Raw genomic sequence first — 24,323 nt, 5'->3', positions numbered from 1 at the left:
AAACAAAAACAAACAAACCAATCAAAACTTCAAGGAGGAAGTAAGGTGAAAGAGATAAAATCAGCTGCGGTTATTGGTTCAGGAGTAATGGGTGCAGCGATTGCGGCACAGTTTCTTAACGCAGGAATTTCTACAGTTCTTCTGGATATTGTGCCAAATGAGTTAACAGAAGAAGAGAAACAAAAAGGATTATCGAAAAAGGATAGGATGGTAAGAAATCGATACGGACTGCTTGCCATTGAAAAAATGAAAACAGATTCTCCTAGTCCGCTTACCTCTTTTGATAATTTATCGCATTTAACAATAGGGAATTTAGAGGATGATTTATCTTTGTTGAAGGAAGTGGATTGGATAGTTGAAGCGATAATTGAAGATGTTCAAATAAAAAAGGAATTATTTAAAAAGGTAGATCAATATAGAAAAAAAGAATCAATTGTAAGCAGTAATACTTCTGGTATATCTATAAATAAGATGAAAGAAACGCTATCTGCAGATTTCCAAGCTCATTTTTTAGGCACACACTTTTTTAATCCGCCTCGCTATATTAAACTACTTGAAATAATTCCTACAAAAGAAACTGCCCCAGAAGTTGTGAAAATCGTAAGTGCTTTTGCTGAAGAGACATTAGGAAAAGTGGTAGTAAAAGCTAGTGATACTCCTAATTTCATTGCGAATCGAATTGGTGCATATGCATTTTTAAACATTGTGAAAGAAATGATAAAGGCTGATTTAACAATCGATGAAGTGGATCAATTAACTGGTAAGTTAATTGGCCGCCCGAAAAGCGCCACCTTTCAAACATTAGATATGGTTGGGTTAGATACTTTTTATCAGGTCATTCAAAACATGCAGGGAAACATGAAAATGGCAGAAGAAATAGAAATGTACGAAATCCCTGCTTTGCTAGAAGAAATGCTTAAGAAGAAAATGCTCGGTAGAAAGGTTGGAAAAGGTTTTTATAGAAAAACAGAGAAAGGATTAAAAGTTCTAGATTATCATACGTTCACATACAAGGATTTAAGCGTAGCGAAAGAACAGGTGATGAATAAATCACTTTCATTGTTTTTACAGGAGAAAAATAAAAAAGCACATTTTTTATGGAATGGGATTGCCCCATTTTTACTTTACTCCGCAAAAATGGTTGGTGAGATAACAGATTCCATTTATGAGCTAGATCAAGCTGTTCAGTCTGGATTCAACTGGAAAAATGGTCCGTTCCGTTTATGGGATGAATTGTCTCTAAAAGACACGATCGAGCGAATGGAAGAAGAATTAATGGATATTCCTTTATGGATTAAAGAAATGATTAATCATGGATTTGACCAATTTTATAAAGAAATTAATGGTGTGAATCATTATTATCATCAAGGACAATATTTGCCCATTCCAAAAAGTATGGATCAAATAAGCATTCAAGAAAGCAAAAAGCAAAGAGATTCCCTTCTCTCCAATGATGGTGCAAGTCTAATAGATATAGGGGATGGCGTCTTATTGCTTGAATTACACAGCAGAAATATGAGTATTGGTGTCGATATTCTTTCCATGATTGAGCAATCGATAGCACTGGTAGAGGTGCAGGAATTTAAAGGATTAATTATAGGTAGTGAAAAAAAGAGTTTTAGTCTCGGGGCAAATTTAGCATTGATGCTTATAGAAGCCCAAAACGAAGATGTTGTAGAGCTAGAGCTAGCCGTCCGCCGTTTTCAGCAAGCAATGAAGCGCATAAAATATTGCAAAAAGCCAGTTATAGCAGCTCCTTATCAAAGAACATTAGGGGGAGGCGCAGAAATTTGTCTGGCGGCAAGCAGGGTGCAAGCTTCCCTAGAAACTTATATTGGTCTTGTGGAAACAGGGGTTGGGCTTATTCCAGGTGGTGGAGGAACAACAGCATTATATTGTAATAAGTGGAAGCAAAAGCAAATTTCATCAACTGAGGATGTACTAAAGCTTTCGGAAGAGGTATTTCAGACGATTTTAACAGCTAGGGTTGCTACTTCTGCGGCCAATGCAAAGGAATTGGGATTTTTTACGGAGATGGATGGGATAACCAATAATGAACGATTTATATTAAGGGATGCCAAAAAAGCAGTCCTGCAATTAGCTAATGAAGATTATCTATCCCCGAAAAAAGAAAAAATTGTTGTGGCAGGCAGAGCTGGATATCAATTCTTAATGAAAGAAATAGTAAAACTACAAAAAATCGGTTTTATATCAGAGTATGATGCCTTTATCGCAAGTAATCTTGCAACAGTTCTTACAGGAGGCGATGTAGATTGTGGAGCATTGGTAGAGGAGGACTACCTATTAGACCTAGAAAGAGAAGCTTTTATTCGTTTGATTAGGAAACAAGAGACACAGCAAAGAATGCTGCATTTATTACAAACAGGGAAGCCATCGACAGCGAAATAAAGATGAAAAACCTTAGTTGACGATAGAAAGGAAGGAAAGAATTATTATGCAAAAGGGTGGAAGTTTTTTAACAGAACAAATCACCAAAGACGCTATTTTTACACCAGAGGATTTTACAGAAGAGCATCAAATGATTGCAGAAATGACAAGTGAATTTGTACAGAAAAAAGTGTTGCCACATTTGGCAGAAATGGAAAATCATCAATTTACAATTACGAAACAATTGATGGAAGAGGCAGGTGAGCTAGGACTCTTAAGCTCAGATATTCCAGAAGCATATGGCGGTTTGGGATTAGATAAGATTAGTACTGCAGTTATCTCGGAAATGATGTCTGTTGCAGGGGGGTTCTCTGTTACTCACGGTGCTCATATAGGAATTGGCTCATTGCCGATTGTTTTATTTGGAAATAAAGCGCAGAAAGAAAAGTATTTACCAGATTTAGCTAGCGGTAAAAAAATAGCATCCTACGCATTAACAGAACCTACGGTCGGATCGGATGCACTTAGTGTAAAAACAAAGGCTGTTTTAAATGAAGCAGGCACACATTATCGTTTAACAGGAGAAAAGCAGTGGATTACGAATTCAGGAATTGCGGATATCTTTATTGTATATGCAAAAGTCGATCAAGAGCATTTTACTGCCTTTATCGTTGAAAAGGGATTCTCTGGTGTGTCAGTGGGAAAAGAAGAAAATAAATTAGGAATCAAGAGCTCATCTACTTGCGCGGTCCGTTTTGATCAGGTAGAAGTACCAATTGAAAATGTGTTGGGAGAGGTAGGAAAAGGTCATTTAATTGCATTAAATATCTTAAACATCGGGCGCTATAAACTAGGCCTTGGAGCTATTGGCGCTAGCAAGGAAGCACTTAAAAAGACGATTGCCTATACAGACCAACGAATCCAATTCTCCACCCCAATATCTCATTTTCCTCTAACACTTGAAAAGTATGCGACGATGGCTTCTTATATTTATGCGGCAGAAAGCACTGTTTATCGAACAGCTGGAATGCTTTCAGAAGCGATGGATGGACTATCAGATGACGTAGAATTGAAAGAGATGGCGAAAATTATTAATGAGTACGTAATAGAGTGTTGTTTAAACAAAATTTTTGCTTCAGAAGTATTGGATATGGTTGTAGATGAATGTGTTCAACTGCATGGTGGTAATGGTTTTATGGAAGACTACGAAATTGTTAGAATGTACCGCGATTCAAGAATCAATCGAATCTTTGAAGGAACAAATGAAATAAATCGATTAATGATACCTCCTACCTTGGCAAAAAAGAGCTTAAAAGGCGAGCTTCCATTGTTGTCTCTAGCAGCAATGACAGAAAAAGAAATGCTTTCCTATCTTCCAGATGAACCAGATGAAAAACCGTTATCACAAGAAAAGATGCTCCTTTCTAATGCAAGAAAAATTACCTATCTCTTATTTGGAATGATGCTTAAACACTATAAGCAGCGATTAGAAGAACAGCAGGAAATTATGGTAAATATTGCAAATATTATCAATGTAGTATTGGCAATGGATTCTTGTATTGTAAGAACGGAAAAGGCAATGGCAAAGAGGGATCAAGAAGAACAGCAAAAATTATTATATACGGAAATATATTGCCAAGAAGCCTTTCAACAAGTGATTTTAGAGGCAACAGATACATTAGCATATATGCATAGCGGCGATGAATTAAGATTAGCCCTATCTGTATTGAAGAAATATACTAGATATACACCAAAGCCGATTATTAGAAGTAAGAGAGAGGCTGCTAAACGTATATTAAAGGCTGGAGGATATCAGGTATAATTATTAAATTATTATGATTCAAGGTTCTTCAGGCAGTGCTGGTTAAGACTAATGAACTGACATGGAGAACCTTTCTCTAGAATTCTAATCCATATACATTATGAATTTTTCCCTTATCAAAAGAGAAGAAGTTCCCTTTTGCATAACGAAGAAAAGAATGGAGAAATCTAGTTGGGTAAAAAGTTCCGTAGATGGTCTTCTTGATTGAAGTTTCACTTTATATAAAATTGTGATAATATTTAGTTGGATGTTATAAAATACATAGATTATGGGTGATGGAATGAAAGTTACTTTTTATTGGTATCCAAAATGCTCAACTTGTCGTAAGGCAAAAAAGTGGCTGGATGAAAATCATATGTCATATGAAGAAGAACATATTGTGGATAATCCTCCTTCTCGCGAATTATTAGAGGATTTGTATAAAAAAAGTGGTCTGGAATTAAAGAAATTCTTCAATACCTCTGGTCAGAAATACAGAGATCTAGGATTAAAGGACAAAGTGAAAGAGGCATCAGATGATGAACTGCTTGATTTACTTGCTTCTGATGGCATGTTAATTAAAAGACCTTTAACGACAGATGGAAATAAAGTTACATTAGGCTTTAAAGAAGAAATGTTTAAAGAAAGCTGGGCATAAAATAACCTGCTTTTTTTAATAGGTGGCTCTAAGATAGAGAGCAAATATGATTTTACGGAGGGGTTAATAATGGCGGTACCAAAGGATTTACGATATTCAAAAGAACATGAATGGGTAAAAGTTGAAGGAGATAATGCTCGTGTAGGAATTACACACTTTGCACAATCCGAATTAGGTGATATCGTATTTGTTGAACTACCAGAAGTAGGCGATGAAGTAACTGCAAATGAGCCTTTTGGAAGTGTAGAATCTGTTAAAACAGTTTCTGAATTATATGCGCCAATCAGCGGGAAAGTAGTAGAAGTAAATGAAGATCTTAGTGATAATCCAGAGTATGTTAACGAATCTCCTTATGAAAAAGCATGGATGGTTATTATCGAACCAAGCGATAAAGCAGACATCGAAACACTTATGACTGCAGAGCAATATGAAGAAATGACGAATGAAGGATAATTCAGGTAACGATGACATCGGTAATTTGCCGATGTCTTTTCTTCATTTGAGTGCCTAATTATATAGTTATGAATACTAAAGTATGAATATGCATAAAGTGCCTAGTACAGAGTATTTAATTTGAAAATTGTGCTATTAACCTACTTCTTTCTCTTCTAGTTTGGATATGTTAAAGTAAATCAAATAACTCCTTTAGGTGATAAAAATGAAAAAAGTAATCATTGTTGAAGGCAAATCGGATAAAAGAAAAGTAGAAAAAATTGTATGCGAACCGGTGGATATTATATGCACAAATGGAACAATTGGCGTTTCGAAGCTGGATGAATTACTAGAAGAACTAATGGATAAAGATGTGTATATTCTAGTGGATGCAGATAAATCTGGAGACAAGATAAGAAAGCAGTTTAAAAGAGAGCTTCCAGAAGCAGAATTTCTTTATATTGATCGGAAATACAAAGAAGTTGCTGCCTCTCCTGAACATCATTTAGCAACACTATTATTACAGGCAAACATCGAGATTGAAGCAAAATATTTAGATGCAAGGATGAATGGATTATGATAGATTGGAAGATCGACCAATGGGAGAAACAAATCAAGGATGTTCCTCTTGTATTTCTTTATTTGTATACTCCCCTTTGCGGAACATGTATGGTTGCTTCTAAAATGCTGACGATATTACATACAATGAAGCCTGATTTACATTTAGGAAAAATGGATTTGAACTATGCACCAGAATTGGCGATGAAGTACGAAGTCGAAAGTGTTCCATGCCTAGTTAGTGTGGAAGATGGACAGCTAAAGGAGAAATTATATAGATTTGAATCGGTTCCTCATTTAGTGGAAGTTATCAATAAATATACGAAGTAGAAAGACTCTTTCCTCAAGAAGGAAAGGGTCTTTCTTTTAGGCTGTTTTCTAAAGATTGTTGTTTTTTCAATAGGAAAAAAGAATTAGTTGGAAAAATAGAGCAGCCGGAATACACGTAAACTCCTGTGGGATTAGCGAGACAGTCTTAAGACCCTGCAGGAGCGTAGTGACGAAACGGCTCAGCGTGAGCCACGCGGAAAGCGAAGTGTATTCCGGCTGCGGGCGATAGTAACAAACTTTACGAAAAAAGCCTTCTTTTATGTTTGATAGATAAAAGGCAGTGGCTTATTCAATGAAGGCAGATTTGTTTTGAGCTGGGTGAAGAAGGTAACAGAGAAGTTCCATCAAAGCCCGTATATCCACAAGAGAACAAAAAGGTAACGGATCCCTCTTCTCCTCAAAGACTCTATCCTCGGAAATTCAAAGGCATACAAATACTGACTCTATTCCCAAATGGATACTTAAAAAGATTGTTCCATATAAAGCAGGTTTTTTTCTGCTATTGCAAGAATAAGTAATAGAAGATTGTTCGGCAGAAAGTAGGAGATGCTTTTGCAGGAATGGATGACAAGTTTTGTAGATAAGTTGAACCATAAAGAGTCTTTAAAACCATTATTTCGAAACACTTCGTTTTCATTAGCAATATCATGCCAAAAGGATGCCTATTTAATGGAGGTAAGAAACCATCATTTTTCATGGAGAAGGATGAAAGAGGAGAATCCAGATGTATGGTTAATGGGGGAAAGAGAAAGTATTTACTCCATTGCAAGTGGAGAGATTCTTCTGAGAGAAGCAAAAAAGAACGGATTGATTCAATTAGATGGATCTTTAAGAAAAATCCTTTTGTTAGAATCCTTGCTTTTCTTATGCAATTCACAGCCTGTAAAACGAATCAGCTAAGTAGGGACCATCCTAAATAAATAGTTCTTTCCTATTTCCTGAAATCCACCTTTTCTTACAGAAAGAGAAAGAGATTTCAGGTTATTTTTTTGATAAGCTTTTGTATAATCCCTTTTAAATCCAATTTTTCTTATCGAATTAATTATGTCAGAAAATCTTACCTATTTTAATTGAAAATTCAGAAAAAATGTTATATTAAAAAATGTGTTGACACTAATATCAGTAAGTGGTAAATTACATCTATCATATAAACGAATTTTAAATTTCATATAGATAATGAAACTCTTATCAAGAGAGGTGGAGGGATGTGCCCTATGAAACCCGGCAACCGTCAGTATACTGAAACGGTGCCAATTCACACAAAGCTTTTAGCTTTGATAGATGAGAGAAAGGGATATTATTAATAATAAAAACCTTTCTGCTCATCTTGCAGAAAGGTTTTTATATTATGTGGAATGATATGATGTACTTTGTTAAAAACTATTCTACAATAGTTATCGATAAAGTGGAATTTTAGATAGAAGTAGGTGAACAATATGATTAATGTTAACGCAGTTAAAAAAATATATTCCTCAAGAAGCGGGAAGGTCACTGCGGTAGATCACGTAGACTTAACCATTCATTCAGGAGAGATATTTGGAATAATCGGATATAGTGGTGCAGGAAAAAGTACATTAATCAGAATGCTGAACGGATTGGAGCTTCCTACTGAAGGGAGTGTTTCGGTTGCAGGACACGAGGTTTCTAAAATCAAAGGTAGCAAGCTTCGTAAGGCGAGACAAGAAATCAGTATGATATTTCAACATTTTAATCTGCTGTGGTCAAGAACAGTAAAAGAAAACATCGCTTTTCCTTTAGAAATAGCAGGCGTAAAAAAATCAGCAAGAGAAAAGAAAGTGCTCGAGTTAATCAAGCTAGTTGGATTAGAAGGACGAGAGGATGCATATCCTTCACAATTGAGCGGTGGTCAAAAACAGCGTGTTGGCATCGCAAGAGCACTTGCGAGTGATCCGAAAGTACTGCTTTGTGATGAAGCAACGTCTGCGTTGGATCCGCAAACAACAGATGCTATCTTAGACCTGTTAGTAGATATTAATAAGCGTCTTGGTCTTACGATTGTTCTTATTACACACGAAATGCATGTTATTCGAAAGATTTGTCATCGAGTTGCTGTAATGGAAGAGGGGAAAGTAGTAGAAACAGGACCTGTAATTGATGTATTCAAAAAGCCGGAGAAAGAGATTACTAAACGTTTTGTTCAACAAGTTATTGAGCCAGAAGAAGCGAAGGACACAATTGATCATTTAATAGCACATTACAAAACAGGAAGCTTGGTAATGCTTGGATTTGTTGGGGAAAGTGCAGAACAGCCAGTTATCACAAATCTAATACGATCTTTTTCCGTTTCGGTGAATATCATTCAAGGGAAAATTTCTCCGACTCAAAATGGATCGTATGGAACCTTGTATATTCATTTGGATGGAGAGAACGTAGAAATAGAGAAAGCTATTCAATACCTTCATTCACAAGAAATTAGTGTGGAGGTGATCGACGGATGATCGAAAGTTTATTGCCAAATGTAAATTGGGAAATAATGTGGAAAGCCACAGTAGAAACCCTTTTTATGACTGGATTCTCGATTATTTTTACCTTTATACTAGGAATTATTCTGGGGATTACTTTATTCTTAACAGCTAAAGGGAATATGTGGAATAATGCTTTGATTAACAAAGTGATTAGTGCAATTGTTAATATTTTCCGATCCATCCCTTTCATTATTTTATTGGTTTTATTAATCCCACTAACAACTTTCTTAATCGGGACAATGATTGGACCGAAAGCAGCTTTACCTTCCCTTATTATTGGGGCCGCTCCGTTTTATGCACGACTTGTGGAAATTGGACTTCGAGAAGTGGATAAAGGCGTTATTGAAGCTGCAAAATCAATGGGAGCAAAACCGACAACTATTATTTTTAAGGTTCTGTTACCAGAGTCGATGCCAGCTCTTGTTTCAGGAATTACGGTAACTACGATTGCGCTAGTTGGATCGACTGCAATGGCCGGAATCATTGGTGCCGGAGGGCTTGGGAATTTAGCTTATTTACAAGGTTTCCAAAGAGGCAATGGGGATGTAACGCTAGTGTCAACCATTATTGTATTAATCATTGTATTTATCATCCAATTTATTGGAGATTATATAACAAAAAAATTAGATAAAAGATAAGGAGAATAAAAATGAAAAAATTATGGTCATTACTAATTGCACTATCATTTGTTTTCGTTCTTGCTGCTTGCGGAACGTCTGAGGATAAAAATGAAAATGGAGCTTCTAACGAAGAGAAAGAAACAACTAAATTAGTAGTAGGAGCTTCTAACGTACCACACGCTGAAATTTTAGAAGAAGCTAAGCCTCTTCTTAAAGAAAAAGGAATTGATTTAGAAATTGTTACTTTCCAAGATTATGTATTGCCAAACAAAGCGTTAGAGTCAAAAGAATTAGATGCTAACTATTTTCAACATATTCCTTACTTGAATCAACAAATTAAAGATAATGGATATGACTTTGTAAATGCTGGTGGAATCCACATTGAACCTATGGGTGTATTCTCTAAAAAATATAAAAGCTTAGATGAGCTTCCAGATGGAGCGACAATCATTCTAAGTAACTCCGTTGCTGAACATGGTCGCGTGCTTTCTCTTTTAGAAAAAGGTGGATTAATTAAACTAAAAGATGGTATTGATAAAGTAAATGCAACAGTCGAAGATATTATAGAAAATCCAAAAAATGTTAAGTTGAAAGCAGATTATGAGCCAGCATTACTTCCTCAAATTTTCAATAATAATGAGGGCGACGCTGTTGTTATCAATGCAAACTATGCATTAGATGCAGGCTTAAACCCAGTAGAAGATGCGATTGAAATTGAAGGAAGTGAATCTCCATATGCGAATATCATTACCGTTCGCAAAGGAGATGAAAGCAAAGAATCCATTAAGACATTGGTAGAAGTGCTTCATTCTAAAGAAATTCAAGATTTCATCAACACTAAATATAAAGGTGCAGTTGTACCTGTTAATGAATAAGAATTAAGGGGATGTCCCTATAAAAGACCAAAACACAAAGCAAATATCCAATTGAGAATGAAGTCATTTCTATCAATAATGGATATAGCTTGTGTAGCGGTCTTTATAGGGGCATTTTTTATTTTATATAGTGCTGTTTCAAAGTTAAATTATTTCGGAATATAGAAATTCTTGTTTTGAAGGGAGATTCCATTTCCAATAAGTACTAGGGCTAAATTCAATACGTGTATAAATACTAAAACGAAGCTCTCGATGGTAAAGAATTTGACAGATAGTAATAAATAATTTAAAGTACCTATCATTTATACTAGTGAAATGCAATGTATTATAATAAGGAAAGAAAGCGTTTCCAAACCGAAAAATAAATACCTATTTATGAGCGAATGAAGCGTATTGATTTGTTTAATGCGAATTTTCCTTATAGAACAGGAAGCAATAGGTTGCTATCAGTTTTTATTTGTTATAAGATTAGAATGATAATAAATTGATAATGAAGTTTCGACAATTTTGTGAACAAAACTTCTTTTTACTATGGAGGTATATAATATGAGTCAACCCAAATTAGTCATTAATGATTTACATGTTTCAATCGAAGAAAAAGAAATTATTAAAGGTCTTAACTTAGAAATAAAAGGTGGAGAAATTCACGCAATCATGGGACCAAACGGAACTGGTAAATCTACTTTATCTTCAGCTATCATGGGTCACCCAAAATATGAAGTAACTAGCGGTGAAGTAAGTCTTGATGATGAAGATGTATTAGAAATGGAAGTAGATGAGCGTGCGCGTGCAGGTCTATTTTTAGCAATGCAATATCCAAGCGAAATTAGCGGTGTAACAAATGCTGACTTCTTACGTTCTGCTTTAAACAGCCGTTTAGGCGAAGGGAATGAAATTTCATTAATGAAGTTTATTCGCAAAATGGATGAAAACATGGACTATCTAGAAATGGATCCAGATATGGCACAACGTTATTTAAATGAAGGTTTCTCTGGTGGGGAGAAAAAACGTAATGAAATTCTTCAATTAATGATGTTAAATCCTAAAATTGCGATTTTAGATGAAATTGATTCTGGTTTGGATATCGATGCATTGAAAGTTGTTTCTAAAGGAATCAACAAAATGCGTGAAGAGCGTAAAGAAGAGTTTGGTTGCTTAATTATTACTCACTACCAACGTTTATTAAACTACATCACTCCTGATTACGTTCACGTAATGATGCAAGGTCGTGTTGTTAAATCGGGCGGTCCTGAGCTTGCACAACGCTTAGAAGCAGAAGGATATGATTGGATTAAAAAAGAGCTAGGTATTGAAGACGAAACTGTTGAACAAGAAGCGTAATCGTTAGGAGGATTGACCATGACAACGGATATTAAATTACCATTTGACCAAGAATATCTTTCCTCTTTTTCGAAAGATATGAATGAACCTTCTTGGCTAACGGAGCTGCGTGTTAATGCTTTAGAACAAGCAGATTCTCTTCCAATGCCAAGACCGGATAAAACAAATATTAAAAACTGGAACTTTACCCAATTCGAAAAACACATCGTAAGCAGTGAAGATTTTTCGGATGTAAATGATTTACCAGAACAAGTAAAAGCACTTATTGATTTGGAAAAAAATAAAACACTATATATTCAAAGAAATAATCGCCCAACTTTCTTAGCTGTTTCCAATGAATTAAAAGAAAATGGCGTGATTTTCACTGATATTTTCACAGCTGCTAGAGAGTATAGTGATTTATTACAAAAATACTTTATGAAAGATGCTGTTAAAGTAGATGAGCATAAATTAACTGCTTTACATGCGGCTCTTTTAAATGGTGGAGTATTCTTATATGTTCCTAAAAATGTAATAGTGGAAGAACCAATTCAATCTATTTTCTTACATGATGACAAAGAAGCGAATCTTTTTAACCATGTTATTGTAGTGGCAGAAGATAATAGCTCTGTTGTTTATGTAGAAAACTATGTTTCTACTGTTGATCCTGAAGAAGCAGTGTTCAATATTGTTACAGAAGTAATTGCTAACGCAAATGCAAAAGTTCAATATGGTGCTGTAGATAATTTAGCGCATGGTGTTACTACGTATGTAAATCGCCGTGGTGTTGCAGGTCGCGATGCTAAAATTGAATGGGCATTAGGCTTCATGAATGACGGTAATACGATTTCTGATAATACAACATACCTAATGGGTGATGGCTCATATGGTGATACAAAGTCTGTAGTAGTTGGTCGCGGAGATCAAAAACAAAACTTTACAACCAAAGTAGTTCATTATGGTAAGAGCTCTGAAGGCTATATCTTAAAGCATGGTGTAATGAAAGATAAAGCTTCTTCTATCTTCAATGGTATTGGAAAAATTGAGCATGGTGCAACGAAAGCAAATGCTGAGCAAGAATCTCGTGTTCTTATGTTAAGCGAAAAAGCAAGAGGCGATGCAAACCCAATTCTATTAATTGACGAAGATGATGTAACGGCAGGTCATGCTGCATCTGTTGGTAGAGTAGATCCTTTACAATTGTATTACTTAATGAGCCGTGGTATTCCACAACACGAAGCAGAAAGATTAGTAATTCATGGTTTCCTTGCTCCAGTTGTAGAACAATTGCCAATTGAAGGTGTAAAAAAGCAATTAGTTGAGGTAATTGAAAGGAAAGTTAGATAATGGATAGCAAACATATTCGCTCTTACTTTCCGATTTTAAACCAAGAAGTCAACGGACATCCTTTGGTTTATCTTGATAGTGCAGCTACTTCTCAAAAGCCTGTTCAGGTAATTGAAACATTAGAAAAATACTATCGAGAGTATAATTCCAATGTTCACCGTGGTGTTCACACCCTAGGGACTAGAGCAACGGATGCTTACGAAGGAGCAAGAGAAAAGGTAAGAAAGTTCATTTCTGCTTCTTCTACAGAAGAAATTATCTTTACTCGTGGTACTACAACAGCACTTAATACAGTTGCTCAAAGCTATGCGATGGAAAATATGAAAGAGGGGGATGAAATAGTCATCACCCCGATGGAACATCATAGTAATATCATTCCATGGCAGCAAGTTGCAAAAAAAACGGGAGCAACACTAAAATATTTGCCACTTCAAGCAGATGGCACGGTAGCGATTGCAGATGTGGAAGAAACAGTTACTCCGGCAACAAAGTTAGTTTCTATTGCTTATGTTTCTAATGTTCTGGGAGTTATTAATCCAATAAAAGAAATAGCTGCCATTGCTCATAAAAATGGAGCTGTTCTTGTAGTAGACGCTGCACAAGGAGCTCCACATGTGAAAATTGATGTGCAAGATTTGGATTGTGATTTTCTTGGATTCTCTGCCCATAAAATGTGTGGTCCAACAGGAATTGGGGTACTTTATGGAAAGAAACATCTTTTAGAAAATATGGAGCCAATTGAATTTGGCGGTGAAATGATTGATTTTGTCGGGTTATATGAATCTACTTGGAAAGAACTTCCTTGGAAGTTTGAAGCAGGAACGCCAATCATTGCAGGTGCTATTGGTTTAGGCGCAGCAATCGATTTTCTGGATGAAATCGGCTTAGAGAATATAACCGAACATGAGCATAAATTAGCAGCTTATGCGATCGAGAAAATGTCTTCTATAAACGGTTTAACAATTTATGGTCCACAAAGTGCAAACAATCGGGCTGGCGTTATCACCTTTAATATTGAAGATGTCCACCCTCATGATGTTGCAACAGTGCTGGATGCTGAAGGAATTGCCGTACGTGCAGGACACCATTGTGCACAACCATTAATGAAATGGCTAAATGTTTCTGCAACCGCTCGTGCAAGTTTTTATCTATATAATTCGGAAGAAGATATTGATAAGCTTGTAGAAGGGATTGGCAAAACAAAGGAGTATTTTAGCGATGTCTTTTAATAACTTAGATTCACTTTATAGAAGTGTTATTATGGATCATTATAAAAATCCTCGGAACAAAGGGATTCTTGAAGGTAGCTTGACTGTTAATATGAATAATCCAACTTGTGGGGACCGCATTCTTCTTACAATGAAAGTTGAAGATGGTGTTGTCGTCGATACGAAGTTTGACGGAGAAGGATGCTCTATTAGCATGTCTTCTGCATCCATGATGACGCAAGCGATTAAAGGAAAAACAGTCGAGCAAGCGTTGAAAATGTCTGAGTCATTCTCTGAGATGGTTCAGGGAAAAGACTACGCGGATGATATGGACTTGGGGGATATTGAAGCACTTCAAGGAGTTAGTAAATTTCCCGCAAGAATTAAATGTGCAACATTAGCTTGGAAGGCAATGGAAAAAGGGGTAAACGAAGGGTTAAATTCGTAATTTACCACCAAGGTTGCATGTAGAATGGAGGAAAATGAAATGGCAAAAAAGATGCCCGAAATTGGGGATTATAAATATGGATTTTCAGACAAAGACGTTTCTATCTTTCGTTCTAAACGTGGATTAACGAAAGAAATCGTTGAAGAGATTTCAAAAATGAAGGCTGAACCACAATGGATGTTAGACTTCCGCTTGAAATCATTAGAGCATTTTTACAAAATGCCAATGCCACAATGGGGTGGCGATCTCTCTGCTTTAAACTTTGATGAAATTACGTATTATGTAAAACCATCAGAGAAAACAGAAAGATCTTGGGATGAAGTACCAGATGAAATTAAACAAACTTTTGATAAGCTTGGTATTCCAGAAGCTGAACAAAAATACTTAGCAGGTGTTTCTGCTCAGTACGAATCTGAGGTTGTTTATCATAATATGCAGGAAGATTTAGAAAATATGGGAATTGTTTTCAAAGATACGGATTCTGCATTAAGAGAAAATGAAGATATTTTCCGTAAGCATTGGGCAACAGTTATCCCACCTACTGATAATAAGTTTGCTGCATTAAACTCAGCTGTATGGTCTGGTGGATCTTTCATTTATGTTCCAAAAGGAATTAAAGTGGATACGCCATTACAAGCGTACTTCCGTATTAACTCTGAAAATATGGGGCAATTTGAAAGAACGTTAATCATCGTGGATGAGGGTGCAAGTGTGCATTATGTTGAAGGATGTACAGCACCAGTATACACAACGAACTCTCTGCATAGTGCGGTAGTTGAAATCATTATTAAAAAGGATGCATATTGCCGTTATACTACGATTCAAAACTGGGCAAACAATGTATACAATCTAGTTACAAAGCGTGCTGTTTGTGATGCGAATGCTACAATGGAATGGATCGATGGTAATATTGGATCTAAATTAACGATGAAATACCCTGCTGTCATTTTAAGAGGTGAAGGCGCAAGAGGAATGACTCTATCTATCGCCCTTGCTGGTAAAGGACAACACCAAGATGCTGGAGCAAAAATGCTTCACTTAGCTCCGAATACATCTTCTACCATTGTTTCTAAATCTATTTCGAAACAAGGCGGAAAAGTAACGTACCGTGGGATTGTTCACTTTGGACGTAAAGCCGATGGTGCTCGTTCCAATATCGAATGTGACACATTAATTATGGATAATAAATCTACTTCTGATACAATTCCTTATAATGAAATTTTAAATGACAATATTTCATTAGAGCATGAAGCAAAAGTTTCAAAAGTATCCGAAGAGCAATTATTCTACTTAATGAGTAGAGGTATTTCCGAAGAAGAAGCAACAGAAATGATCGTAATGGGCTTTATTGAGCCATTCACAAAAGAATTACCGATGGAATATGCAGTTGAAATGAACCGTCTGATCAAGTTCGAGATGGAAGGTTCTATCGGATAATGAAGAAAAAACCCCGTTATATCGGGGTTTTTCTTATATTTGGCTCGTGCCAAGTTTACCTTTTAGCCAAGTTTTGCCCTATACTTTTTTAAACCGTTCACATACTACTAATATGTTTTAAAAAATTTTCTGTGGTGGAAGAGCGATTACTAATCCAGGAGTAAACATAGGGAATAATATGGTTATTACATCCGGTGCGGTTGTAACAAAAGATATACCGGACAATGTAGTGGTAGGAGGAAATCCAGCAAGAATTCTTAAATATTTGGTTAGACTACTTTTATTTTATACACTTTTCATATATAATTTCTTTATTGGAAAAGAGGGTGTATGATGGAGAAAACAAAACCATATGGAACGGTCCTATTAAGGGCTGCAAAAATTATGGATTATCTTTCGGAAAATCCAAATCAAACTTTGCAAAGCATTGCTCGCAACACGGAGATGACCACTTCTACAACCTTAAAAATATTGGACACTTTATTGTTAATTGGATTTGTTAGCAGAGATAAAAATAAAAATTATCGACTAGGATCCAAACTTATTCGGTATGCCAATCAAGGAGTGGATCAACTGGACTTAGTAGAGCTAACATTACCATATTTAGAAAAACTGCAAAAGTTAATCGATGAAACCATTCATTTAGGTGTTCTCACAGACAATGAAATTTTATATGTAAACAAGTTAGAGGCTAAACATCAGACAATAAGAATGTCATCAAGGGTAGGTATAACAAGACCTTTATACAGTTCAGCAATGGGGAAAGCGGTTCTTGCAGAATTGGAAGAAGAGGATTATTTAAATTATGTAAAAGCAACTCCATTAGTTCCATTTACAGAGCATACAATAACTAACTCATTAAAATTGGTTTCGGAACTGCAGAAAGTGAGAGAGACAGGTATTGCCTTTGATGATGAAGAAATGGAGAAAGATATTTTCTGTATTGGAGCGTCCTTAAAGAAAGATGGGAAAATCATTGGGGCATTTAGTGTAAGTATGCCGAAATATAGGCTCACAGAAGATTTTAAAAGGCAAATAATTAAGGCTATCGTCGAAACAAAAAATGAGGTAACACAAGCTGTGACTCATTAAATCGTTTCGGCGATTTTTTTTATTTTATGATTAGCGTTTACATTTTTCGAAAAAATATGTATAATTAAGGTGAATTTTCTTAATAATAAATGTTGATTTCCAAATAAGAAAAGAGTGGTCAAATTGAAACGAGTTGAAACGTTACAACGCTTAAAGAGTGCTGGTGTAATCGCGGTAGTTCGCGGTAATAGCAAGGAAGAGGCTATGAAGGCAAGTAGTGCAGTAGTTCAGGGTGGCATGAAGGGAATCGAATTAACTTTTACTGTTCCTAATGCGGATAAAGCGATTAGTGAATTAGTAGAGATGTATAAGGATGATTCTGAAATTGTAATTGGTGCAGGTACTGTATTGGATGTAGTAACTGCTCGTTTAGCTATCATGGAAGGGGCAGAATATATTGTTAGCCCAAACTTTGATAAAGAAACAGCAGAATTATGTAATCTTTATCAAACACCATATCTACCAGGATGCTTAACCATTACGGAGATGAAAGAGGCATTAAAGGTAGGGGTAGATATTATCAAGCTGTTTCCAGGTAGCGCGTATGGTCCAAGTATTGTATCGGCTATTAAAACACCTATGCCTCAAGTAAATATTATGCCAACAGGTGGAGTAAGTTTGGAAAATATGGAAGAGTGGTTTAAAGCAGGGGTAGTCGCAGTTGGAGTTGGGGGAAATTTATTAGCACCTGTGGCAAACGGAGACTTTGACAAAGTTACTGAGATTGCTAGTCAGTATATGGATAAATTTCATCAAATTAAAGGAGCATAAATATGGGGAAAGTAGTCACATTAGGTGAAATCATGCTTCGTCTTTCTACTGATTCTGGAGTTCGCATCGCACAGACTGAAAATCTTCATGCTCACTATGGTGGTGGAGAAGCAAATGTTGCTATTTCACTTGCCAATTTTGGTCACGAAGTTTATTTTGCTAGTAAAATCCCAGACAACGGTGTAGGAGAAGGAGTGAAAAAGCATTTAAGTCGTTATGGTGTCCGTACTGACTTTCTTTTAACCGGGGGCTCTAGGTTAGGGACTTATTATATGGAAGCTGGAATTGGTGAAAGAGCTGCGAATGTCATTTATGATCGAGCAAGATCAAGTTTTGCCGAAATGACAGAAAGTGAATGGAAAAAGGAAGAACTATTTAAAAATGTCGATATCTTTCATATTTCAGGAATTACTCCTGCATTATCCTCGTATTGGAAAAAAACAACGATTGCGCTTATAAAAGCAGCAAAAGATGCTGGCTCCAAAATTAGCTTTGATATTAACTATCGAGGAAAATTATGGTCACAAAAAGAAGCAGGAGAGACAATTTCAGAAATTTTGCCGCTTGTAGACTATTGTTCAGCAGGCAAACTTGATGCTATCTATCTACTAGGAATTCCAGATTATACAGGTGATGACAATGAATTAGTTTACTACTACCAAGAAATACAGAAGAAGTTTCCTAATATTACTATTTTATATTCAACGAAAAGAAAAGTAATTTCTGCTAGTAGTAATGAGTTAATAGGAACACTCTGGATCAATCAAAATTACTATGAATCTCAGAATCATGTAATAAATCCAATTGTTGATCGAGTGGGAGCAGGTGATGCATTTTCTGGAGGCGTGCTTCACAGTATATTAGTTCAGACTCCTCCTCAGGAGATTATCAACTTTGCTACAGCAGCATCTGCCTTGAAACATACTGTTTATGGCGATTGTAATCAATTTAGCGAACCAGAAGTAATAAGCTTTTTATTAGCTGGCTCTGGAAAAATAAATCGATAGGAGTGTATTAAAATGCAAAAAATAGAAACTCGTTATACACATAGCCCAGAGGATATTCGTCACTACTCTACAGAACAATTGCGGAAAGAGTTTTTAGTAGAAAAAGTGTTTGTACCTGGAGAAATTAGTTTAACTTATACGCATAATGACCGCATGATTTTCGGTGGGGTTACCCCAACAGAAAACTCCTTAGAAATCATTTTAGATAAGCAATTGGGTGTTGATTATTTCTTGGAACGCCGTGAGCTAGGGGTTATTAATATCGGTGGACCTGGTTATATCGAAATCGACGGAGAAAAAGAAGAAATGAAAAAACAGGATGGATATTATATTGGAAAGGAAACACGTCATGTGGTCTTTTCTTCAGAGGATCCAAACAATCCGGCTAAATTTTACATTAGTTCTGTACCGGCACATCACAAATATCCAAATGTCAAAATTAGCATTGATAATATTAAGCCGATGGAAACCGGGGAAGCCTTAACATTAAATCAACGTAAAATTTATCAATATATACATCCAAATGTATGTGAAAGCTGTCAATTGCAAATGGGTTATACCATTTTAGAGCCAGGCAGTGCATGGAATACAATGCCTTCCCATACACATGAAAGACGAATGGAAGCCTATGTGTATTTTGATATGGAAGAGGATACGCGAATTTTCCACATGATGGGTAAACCGGATGAAACAAAGCATTTAGTCATGAGCAGTGAACAAGCAGCGATTTCACCGAGCTGGTCTATTCATTCTGGAGTTGGTACAAGTAATTATTCCTTTATTTGGGCAATGTGTGGAGAAAATATTACGTATACGGATATGGATATGATTCCAATGGATAAATTAAAATAAGAGGAGAGAAAGTAATGACATTTACAATGGATAAATTCCGCATCGACGGAAAAGTAGCGTTGGTTACAGGAGCGGTTTACGGAATAGGATTTGAAATTGCGAGCGCTCTATCAAAAGCGGGAGCAAAAATTGTATTTAATTCCTTAAATGAAGAGTCTGTTGAGCAAGCACTTCAAAGTTATCAAGAAGCTGGAATCGAAGCAAAAGGCTATGTTTTTGATGTTACAGATGAAAAAGCGGTACAAGCAGCGGTTGTACAGATTAAAGAAGAGGTTGGTCCGATTGATATTCTAGTAAACAATGCTGGGATAATCAAGCGTATACCAATGGTAGAAATGACCGCAGAAGATTTCCGTCAAGTAGTTGATGTAGATTTGAATGGGCCGTTTATCGTTTCAAAAGCAGTTATTCCCGATATGATTCAAAATGGTGGCGGTAAAATCATTAACATCTGCTCTATGATGAGTGAACTTGGCAGGGAAACAGTTAGTGCATATGCTGCTGCTAAAGGTGGATTAAAGATGTTGACAAAGAATATTGCCTCAGAATATGGCGAATTTAATATTCAATGTAATGGTATTGGTCCTGGTTATATCGCTACACCACAAACTGCACCATTACGTGAAAAACAAGCAGATGGATCCCGCCATCCTTTTGATCAGTTTATTATAGGAAAAACACCTGCAGCTCGTTGGGGGAATACTGAGGACCTAGCTGGTTCAGCCGTATTTTTAGCATCTGAAGCATCGAACTTTGTTAATGGACATATTCTCTATGTTGATGGAGGGATATTAGCCTATATTGGGAAACAGCCTTAAATAATAAAAGAGATATAAGGGATATCCTTGTATCTCTTTTTAATTATACAACAACAAAGGAGTATCGACAAAAAAAGTATTTATTGAATGTGTCGAGCTTTTGAGTATAATAAATTTATGGAGGCGGTTACATGTCGAAAAAAGTAGTCTTTAAAGCATTGACTTTTGGCACGGAACAAATGCAAGGTATTGAACCATTTGAAATTTTGACTACAGAAGGAATTTCCGAGCAAATAGGTATTCAACGAAATACTACAAGTCAGTATTTAAATGAATTGGTAAAGGAAAGTAAGGCGATTAAAATTAAGTCACGACCAGCTTATTTTTTCGAGAGAGAGACTTTTACGAAAAAGTTTTTTAAAGCTGACAAGGATATTTACGATAATTTTCAATCAATATCAGATGAGCTTCAAAAGAAGCGTTTAGAAGAAACTCCCGATCCTTTTGATTCTTTTATTGGTACATCCACAAGTTTGAAAGAGGCAATTGATCAAATCAAATCATCCGTTTATTACCCTGGTATTGGTCTTCCCTTTATGTTATACGGAGAAACGGGAGTAGGAAAAAGCCTATTAGCTAAAATGACGTATGAATTTTGTCAGCAAAAAGGGTTAATCGATGAAAAAGCCCCATTATTGGAATTGAATTGCGCCCAATACTATCATAATCAAGAGCTACTGAGCAGTATACTTTTTGGGTACAGTAAAGGAGCATTTACTGGTGCGGATAAAGATCATGTTGGATTGTTAGAAGCGGCAAATGGTGGAATTTTATTTCTGGATGAATGTCACAGATTGGGTCCTGAGAGTCAGGAGAAATTGTTTAATTTTATAGATAAGGGGACATTTCAAAGAATTGGCGATAATAACAAGAATCGTTCTTCAAAAGTCCGGTTAATATTCGCAACAACAGAGAATATTCAAGAAAATTTTTTGAGAACTTTTTTACGTAGAATCCCAATTACAATAAATATTCCTAATCTTGATCATCGTACGAAACAGGAGCTTGCTGAATTTATTTATACGTTCTTAATTAATGAAAGTAAAAAGCTTAATAAGACATTGATTGTAACACCTTGGATAATGAATCGATTTTTGTCTCTATCCTATCAAGATAATGTTGGTGAATTAAAAAATATGATTAAATTAATTTGTGCCAGCGGTTATAGTAAAAGCACAAATAAGAACGCTATTTTAATTAATTCTGATACTTTAGAAAATAACCTTTTATCTAAATTTCTAAGTATTAAAGAGATTGATACAGTGGAAAATAAAGAAATTACAATCACTCCGACAAGTAAAGTTAGTGATTTTATTGGTCATAATAGTAGTAACACTCGTTTGATTCGCAGTATATTTAAAGTATTTATCCGCTTGTTTGAAGACTATGAAAATGGAAAGTTTAAAGAGGATTTCCTGATTCATCAATTATCAAGAGAGGCTAATACTGTAATTGAATTATTTGTTACGAAGGACCAGAAGGATCAAAATTCATCTCTTCACTTTTTAACGAATACAATAAAGGAATTAGTTAATTATCTGGAAAATAATCATTTTGTGAAAATAAAAGGAAATTCAATAATAGCATTATCTAATTATATTTATAGGAGAAGTAGTTTTTCTATAGAATTTCCAATCATGGATAAAAAAATAAGTAGCAAACTATATCAGTTTGCTACAAAAAAATTTTTAATAGAAACAAAGCTATTAAATGCTTTATTAGAATTAATAGAAACAAAGTTAGATGTAACATTGGAAGAAGAAGAAAAAATTCTCTTAGTCTTTTATTTAAAGAGTTTAAATTTAGAAATGAAGCAGCCGGATATGCATGGAGTAATTTTGGCACATGGTTTCTCAACAGCCAGTAGTATCGCTGATGTTGTAAACCATTTCTTAGATGAACATGTTTTTGATGCATTTGATATGCCGTTTAATGTATCTGTAGATAAAGTTAAAACATATATGGAGAAATATTTAAGCACGCATGATTGTAGTAGTGGATTGGTTGTATTGGTAGATATGGGTTCTTTAATGGTATTAGCTAAAACGCTTGTTGAACATAGTAATGGCCCAGTCTTAATGATTAATAATGTGACAACACAACAAGCTCTATTAGTAGGTGAAATGCTCCGCAAAGGTTCAGATATTGAGATGATTGGGGAAAAAATCACATCCAATTTACCTATGTCTTACGAAATTGCTTATCCTGTAATAGAGAAACAGCCAATGATTATCACCGTTTGTCACACTGGTTTAGGTGCAGCTCAACAACTGAAAGAATTTTTACAATCAAGCTTACCAGTAGAAGTTCCATTTCAGGTAGAAGCGGTTGATTTTAATTATATAAAAAAATATGGTAAGGAAAATTCCTTATTTAAACAATATGATGTACAAGCTATTATTGGAACTGCAAACCCAGAAGTTGAGGGGGTTAGGTACATTGCTTTAGAAGAACTGATATCAGGACATGGAGAAAGTCAGATTAATGAAGTGTTTTCCATGATTGAAGATCAGACTATCAGAAAAGAAATCAATGATTCGCTTGTTCGAAATTTATCAATTGAACGTTTAGTTTCTGCCATAACAATTTTGGATGTAAAACGGGTGATTGCTTATATTGATAACGTAATGGATGATATGGAGAGAAGATTACGAATTAATTTATCTAATAGCAAAAAAGCGATTTTATATGTCCATATTGCAGGATTAGTTGAACGATCCATTAGAAATTCAAATTTTCTTGAGTATAAAGTTAAACAGTCAGATAAAATTCGTGCTACAAATATTAAGATTATTTCACAGGCAATAGAGCCAATTGAAATGGCATACAATATAAAGATTAGCGAGGATGAATTAAATTATTTATATGATATTATTTTTGATGAGTAGAGAAGACATTCTTCTCTACTTTTTTTCGACTCTTCTTGGCATGAAAGTTGCTTGTAAAATAGTAAATATGTCAGTTGGCAGATAACGGAGGATATAATGAAACTAGTAGCTATAGATTTAGATGGAACTCTTTTGAATCAAGAGAATCAAATAACAGATTTAAATAAAAAGACTCTGCAACAGTTAAATCAAAATGGTGTGAAAGTAGTAATCGCGACTGGAAGGAGTTTAATATCAGCAAGGGAGATATTTCAATCATTAGATATTGATGGATATTTACTTACATTAAATGGTGCACTAATAAAGGAAGGAAAATCTAATAAAACAATCTTTTCTAAACAGCTTCCAAAAGATGCTTTGATTAAGACATTAGAGATAGGATTTCAAGAAGAAGTAACAGTCTTTTTTAATACAGAAGAAAAGAATTATCGAATTCCCTTTACTGGAAGTGGAGAGATGGTACAAGAGTTCCAAAAGATGCGGGGGGACGTAGAGGAACTAACATTCGAAAAAATGCGTGAAATTCTTGAGAGTAATACTCCCAAAGTGTTGAAGGCAGCATTTACTAGTGAAAATAGACAGCAATTAAGAAGGATTCAAGGGATAATGAATCAGTCAAATTACTTTCCGGTTTTTTCCGATAAACATTATATAGAAATGATGGCTCAAGGGATAAATAAAGGATCCTCTCTAAAAAGATTATGTGATTATTTAGACATTCAAGCAAAAGATGTTGTTGCATTTGGTGATCAAGAAAATGATATGCAAATGATTGAATTTGCAGGTCTTGGTATTGCTATGGAGAATGCAACTGATAAGTTAAAAAGTGTAGCAGATGAAATAGTGGAATCAAATGAAGATTCAGGAGTGGGTAAGAGACTAATGTCACTTCTATCGACAAAAAGTAGAAACCAGTAGGAATGTTCAGAATGGCCTATGTTGAACTAAAAAACTAGCATATTTTAATACCACTAGGTGATACATATA

The 24,323-nt window shown here is 35.4% G+C and carries 22 protein-coding genes, 1 pseudogene and 1 riboswitch; all 23 genes and pseudogenes read left to right on the top strand.

Annotated features, from left to right (window positions below):
- Nucleotides 1-45 precede the first annotated feature (45 nt).
- The 23 genes and pseudogenes from AB3U99_RS18545 to AB3U99_RS18435 all read left to right on the top strand — a co-directional run bounded on the left by AB3U99_RS18545 (nucleotide 46) and on the right by AB3U99_RS18435 (nucleotide 24,254).
- On the top strand, nucleotides 46-2,409 hold the full coding sequence (locus AB3U99_RS18545; RefSeq protein ID WP_400243075.1) for a 3-hydroxyacyl-CoA dehydrogenase NAD-binding domain-containing protein: 2,364 nt from the start codon (nucleotides 46-48) through the stop codon (nucleotides 2,407-2,409).
- Between the two features lie 46 nt (nucleotides 2,410-2,455).
- On the top strand, nucleotides 2,456-4,210 hold the full coding sequence (locus tag AB3U99_RS18540; protein ID WP_400243074.1) for an acyl-CoA dehydrogenase family protein: 1,755 nt from the start codon (nucleotides 2,456-2,458) through the stop codon (nucleotides 4,208-4,210).
- 280 nt (nucleotides 4,211-4,490) lie between these two features.
- Entirely contained in the window at nucleotides 4,491-4,847 is a 357-nt protein-coding gene (locus AB3U99_RS18535; RefSeq protein ID WP_400243072.1) for an arsenate reductase family protein, read from the top strand.
- 69 nt (nucleotides 4,848-4,916) lie between these two features.
- Nucleotides 4,917-5,300 (top strand): glycine cleavage system protein GcvH, encoded by a 384-nt coding sequence (gene gcvH / locus AB3U99_RS18530; protein ID WP_400243070.1) that lies wholly within the window; start codon nucleotides 4,917-4,919, stop codon nucleotides 5,298-5,300.
- A gap of 205 nt (nucleotides 5,301-5,505) precedes the next feature.
- Nucleotides 5,506-5,859, top strand: a complete 354-nt coding sequence (locus AB3U99_RS18525) for a toprim domain-containing protein (RefSeq protein WP_400243069.1) — start codon at nucleotides 5,506-5,508, stop codon at nucleotides 5,857-5,859.
- The gene (locus tag AB3U99_RS18520) at nucleotides 5,856-6,167 is read left to right on the top strand and encodes a thioredoxin family protein (RefSeq protein WP_400243068.1); all 312 of its coding nucleotides are present in this window, start codon (nucleotides 5,856-5,858) and stop codon (nucleotides 6,165-6,167) included. Before AB3U99_RS18525 ends, AB3U99_RS18520 begins: the two co-directional genes overlap by 4 nt.
- Nucleotides 6,168-6,719: 552 nt before the next feature.
- Nucleotides 6,720-7,067 (top strand): hypothetical protein, encoded by a 348-nt coding sequence (locus tag AB3U99_RS18515; protein ID WP_400243066.1) that lies wholly within the window; start codon nucleotides 6,720-6,722, stop codon nucleotides 7,065-7,067.
- 282 nt (nucleotides 7,068-7,349) lie between these two features.
- A riboswitch (SAM riboswitch) is annotated at nucleotides 7,350-7,455 on the top strand.
- Between the two features lie 148 nt (nucleotides 7,456-7,603).
- A complete protein-coding gene (locus AB3U99_RS18510; RefSeq protein ID WP_400243065.1) occupies nucleotides 7,604-8,626 on the top strand; it encodes a methionine ABC transporter ATP-binding protein in 1,023 nt (340 codons plus the stop codon).
- Nucleotides 8,623-9,291, top strand: a complete 669-nt coding sequence (locus AB3U99_RS18505) for a methionine ABC transporter permease (RefSeq protein ID WP_400243064.1) — start codon at nucleotides 8,623-8,625, stop codon at nucleotides 9,289-9,291. Before AB3U99_RS18510 ends, AB3U99_RS18505 begins: the two co-directional genes overlap by 4 nt.
- Nucleotides 9,292-9,302: 11 nt before the next feature.
- Nucleotides 9,303-10,148 carry a MetQ/NlpA family ABC transporter substrate-binding protein gene (locus AB3U99_RS18500; RefSeq protein WP_400243062.1) on the top strand — a complete coding sequence of 282 codons (846 nt, stop codon included), beginning with the start codon at nucleotides 9,303-9,305 and terminating at the stop codon, nucleotides 10,146-10,148.
- A 546-nt stretch (nucleotides 10,149-10,694) separates the two neighbouring features.
- Entirely contained in the window at nucleotides 10,695-11,489 is a 795-nt protein-coding gene (gene sufC / locus AB3U99_RS18495; protein WP_312099253.1) for a Fe-S cluster assembly ATPase SufC, read from the top strand.
- Nucleotides 11,490-11,507: 18 nt separating this feature from the next.
- Nucleotides 11,508-12,815, top strand: a complete 1,308-nt coding sequence (gene sufD / locus AB3U99_RS18490) for a Fe-S cluster assembly protein SufD (protein ID WP_400243060.1) — start codon at nucleotides 11,508-11,510, stop codon at nucleotides 12,813-12,815.
- On the top strand, nucleotides 12,815-14,044 hold the full coding sequence (locus AB3U99_RS18485) for a cysteine desulfurase (protein ID WP_400243059.1): 1,230 nt from the start codon (nucleotides 12,815-12,817) through the stop codon (nucleotides 14,042-14,044). The genes sufD and AB3U99_RS18485 overlap by 1 nt, the downstream gene beginning before the upstream one ends.
- Nucleotides 14,034-14,471, top strand: coding sequence for a Fe-S cluster assembly sulfur transfer protein SufU (gene sufU / locus AB3U99_RS18480; RefSeq protein WP_400243057.1), 438 nt, complete (start codon nucleotides 14,034-14,036; stop codon nucleotides 14,469-14,471). The genes AB3U99_RS18485 and sufU overlap by 11 nt, the downstream gene beginning before the upstream one ends.
- A gap of 39 nt (nucleotides 14,472-14,510) precedes the next feature.
- The gene (gene sufB, locus AB3U99_RS18475; RefSeq protein WP_400243056.1) at nucleotides 14,511-15,908 is read left to right on the top strand and encodes a Fe-S cluster assembly protein SufB; all 1,398 of its coding nucleotides are present in this window, start codon (nucleotides 14,511-14,513) and stop codon (nucleotides 15,906-15,908) included.
- 124 nt (nucleotides 15,909-16,032) lie between these two features.
- Nucleotides 16,033-16,242: pseudogene (locus AB3U99_RS18470) on the top strand (hypothetical protein); the annotation flags it as partial.
- A complete protein-coding gene (locus tag AB3U99_RS18465; protein ID WP_400243054.1) occupies nucleotides 16,242-17,000 on the top strand; it encodes an IclR family transcriptional regulator in 759 nt (252 codons plus the stop codon). The pseudogene AB3U99_RS18470 and the gene AB3U99_RS18465, both read left to right, overlap by 1 nt.
- Before the next feature lie 123 nt (nucleotides 17,001-17,123).
- Nucleotides 17,124-17,771 (top strand): bifunctional 4-hydroxy-2-oxoglutarate aldolase/2-dehydro-3-deoxy-phosphogluconate aldolase, encoded by a 648-nt coding sequence (locus AB3U99_RS18460; protein ID WP_400243052.1) that lies wholly within the window; start codon nucleotides 17,124-17,126, stop codon nucleotides 17,769-17,771.
- Between the two features lie 2 nt (nucleotides 17,772-17,773).
- Complete coding sequence (locus AB3U99_RS18455) at nucleotides 17,774-18,778, top strand: PfkB family carbohydrate kinase (RefSeq protein ID WP_400243051.1); 1,005 nt, start codon at nucleotides 17,774-17,776, stop codon at nucleotides 18,776-18,778.
- Between the two features lie 21 nt (nucleotides 18,779-18,799).
- A complete protein-coding gene (kduI, locus tag AB3U99_RS18450) occupies nucleotides 18,800-19,630 on the top strand; it encodes a 5-dehydro-4-deoxy-D-glucuronate isomerase (RefSeq protein ID WP_400248118.1) in 831 nt (276 codons plus the stop codon).
- Between the two features lie 14 nt (nucleotides 19,631-19,644).
- Entirely contained in the window at nucleotides 19,645-20,448 is an 804-nt protein-coding gene (locus tag AB3U99_RS18445) for a gluconate 5-dehydrogenase (RefSeq protein WP_400243049.1), read from the top strand.
- A 131-nt stretch (nucleotides 20,449-20,579) separates the two neighbouring features.
- Complete coding sequence (locus AB3U99_RS18440; RefSeq protein WP_400243048.1) at nucleotides 20,580-23,336, top strand: sigma 54-interacting transcriptional regulator; 2,757 nt, start codon at nucleotides 20,580-20,582, stop codon at nucleotides 23,334-23,336.
- A gap of 96 nt (nucleotides 23,337-23,432) precedes the next feature.
- Nucleotides 23,433-24,254: a Cof-type HAD-IIB family hydrolase gene (locus tag AB3U99_RS18435; RefSeq protein ID WP_400243047.1), complete on the top strand. Its 822-nt coding sequence runs from the start codon at nucleotides 23,433-23,435 to the stop codon at nucleotides 24,252-24,254.
- The last annotated feature ends 69 nt before the right edge of the window (nucleotides 24,255-24,323 follow it).

It is taken from the genome of Niallia tiangongensis, assembly GCF_044704065.1.
Classification (GTDB): domain Bacteria; phylum Bacillota; class Bacilli; order Bacillales; family Cytobacillaceae; genus Niallia; species Niallia tiangongensis.
The sequence above is the reverse complement of the archived record's forward strand: the minus strand, read 5'-3'. Positions and strand labels throughout refer to the sequence as shown.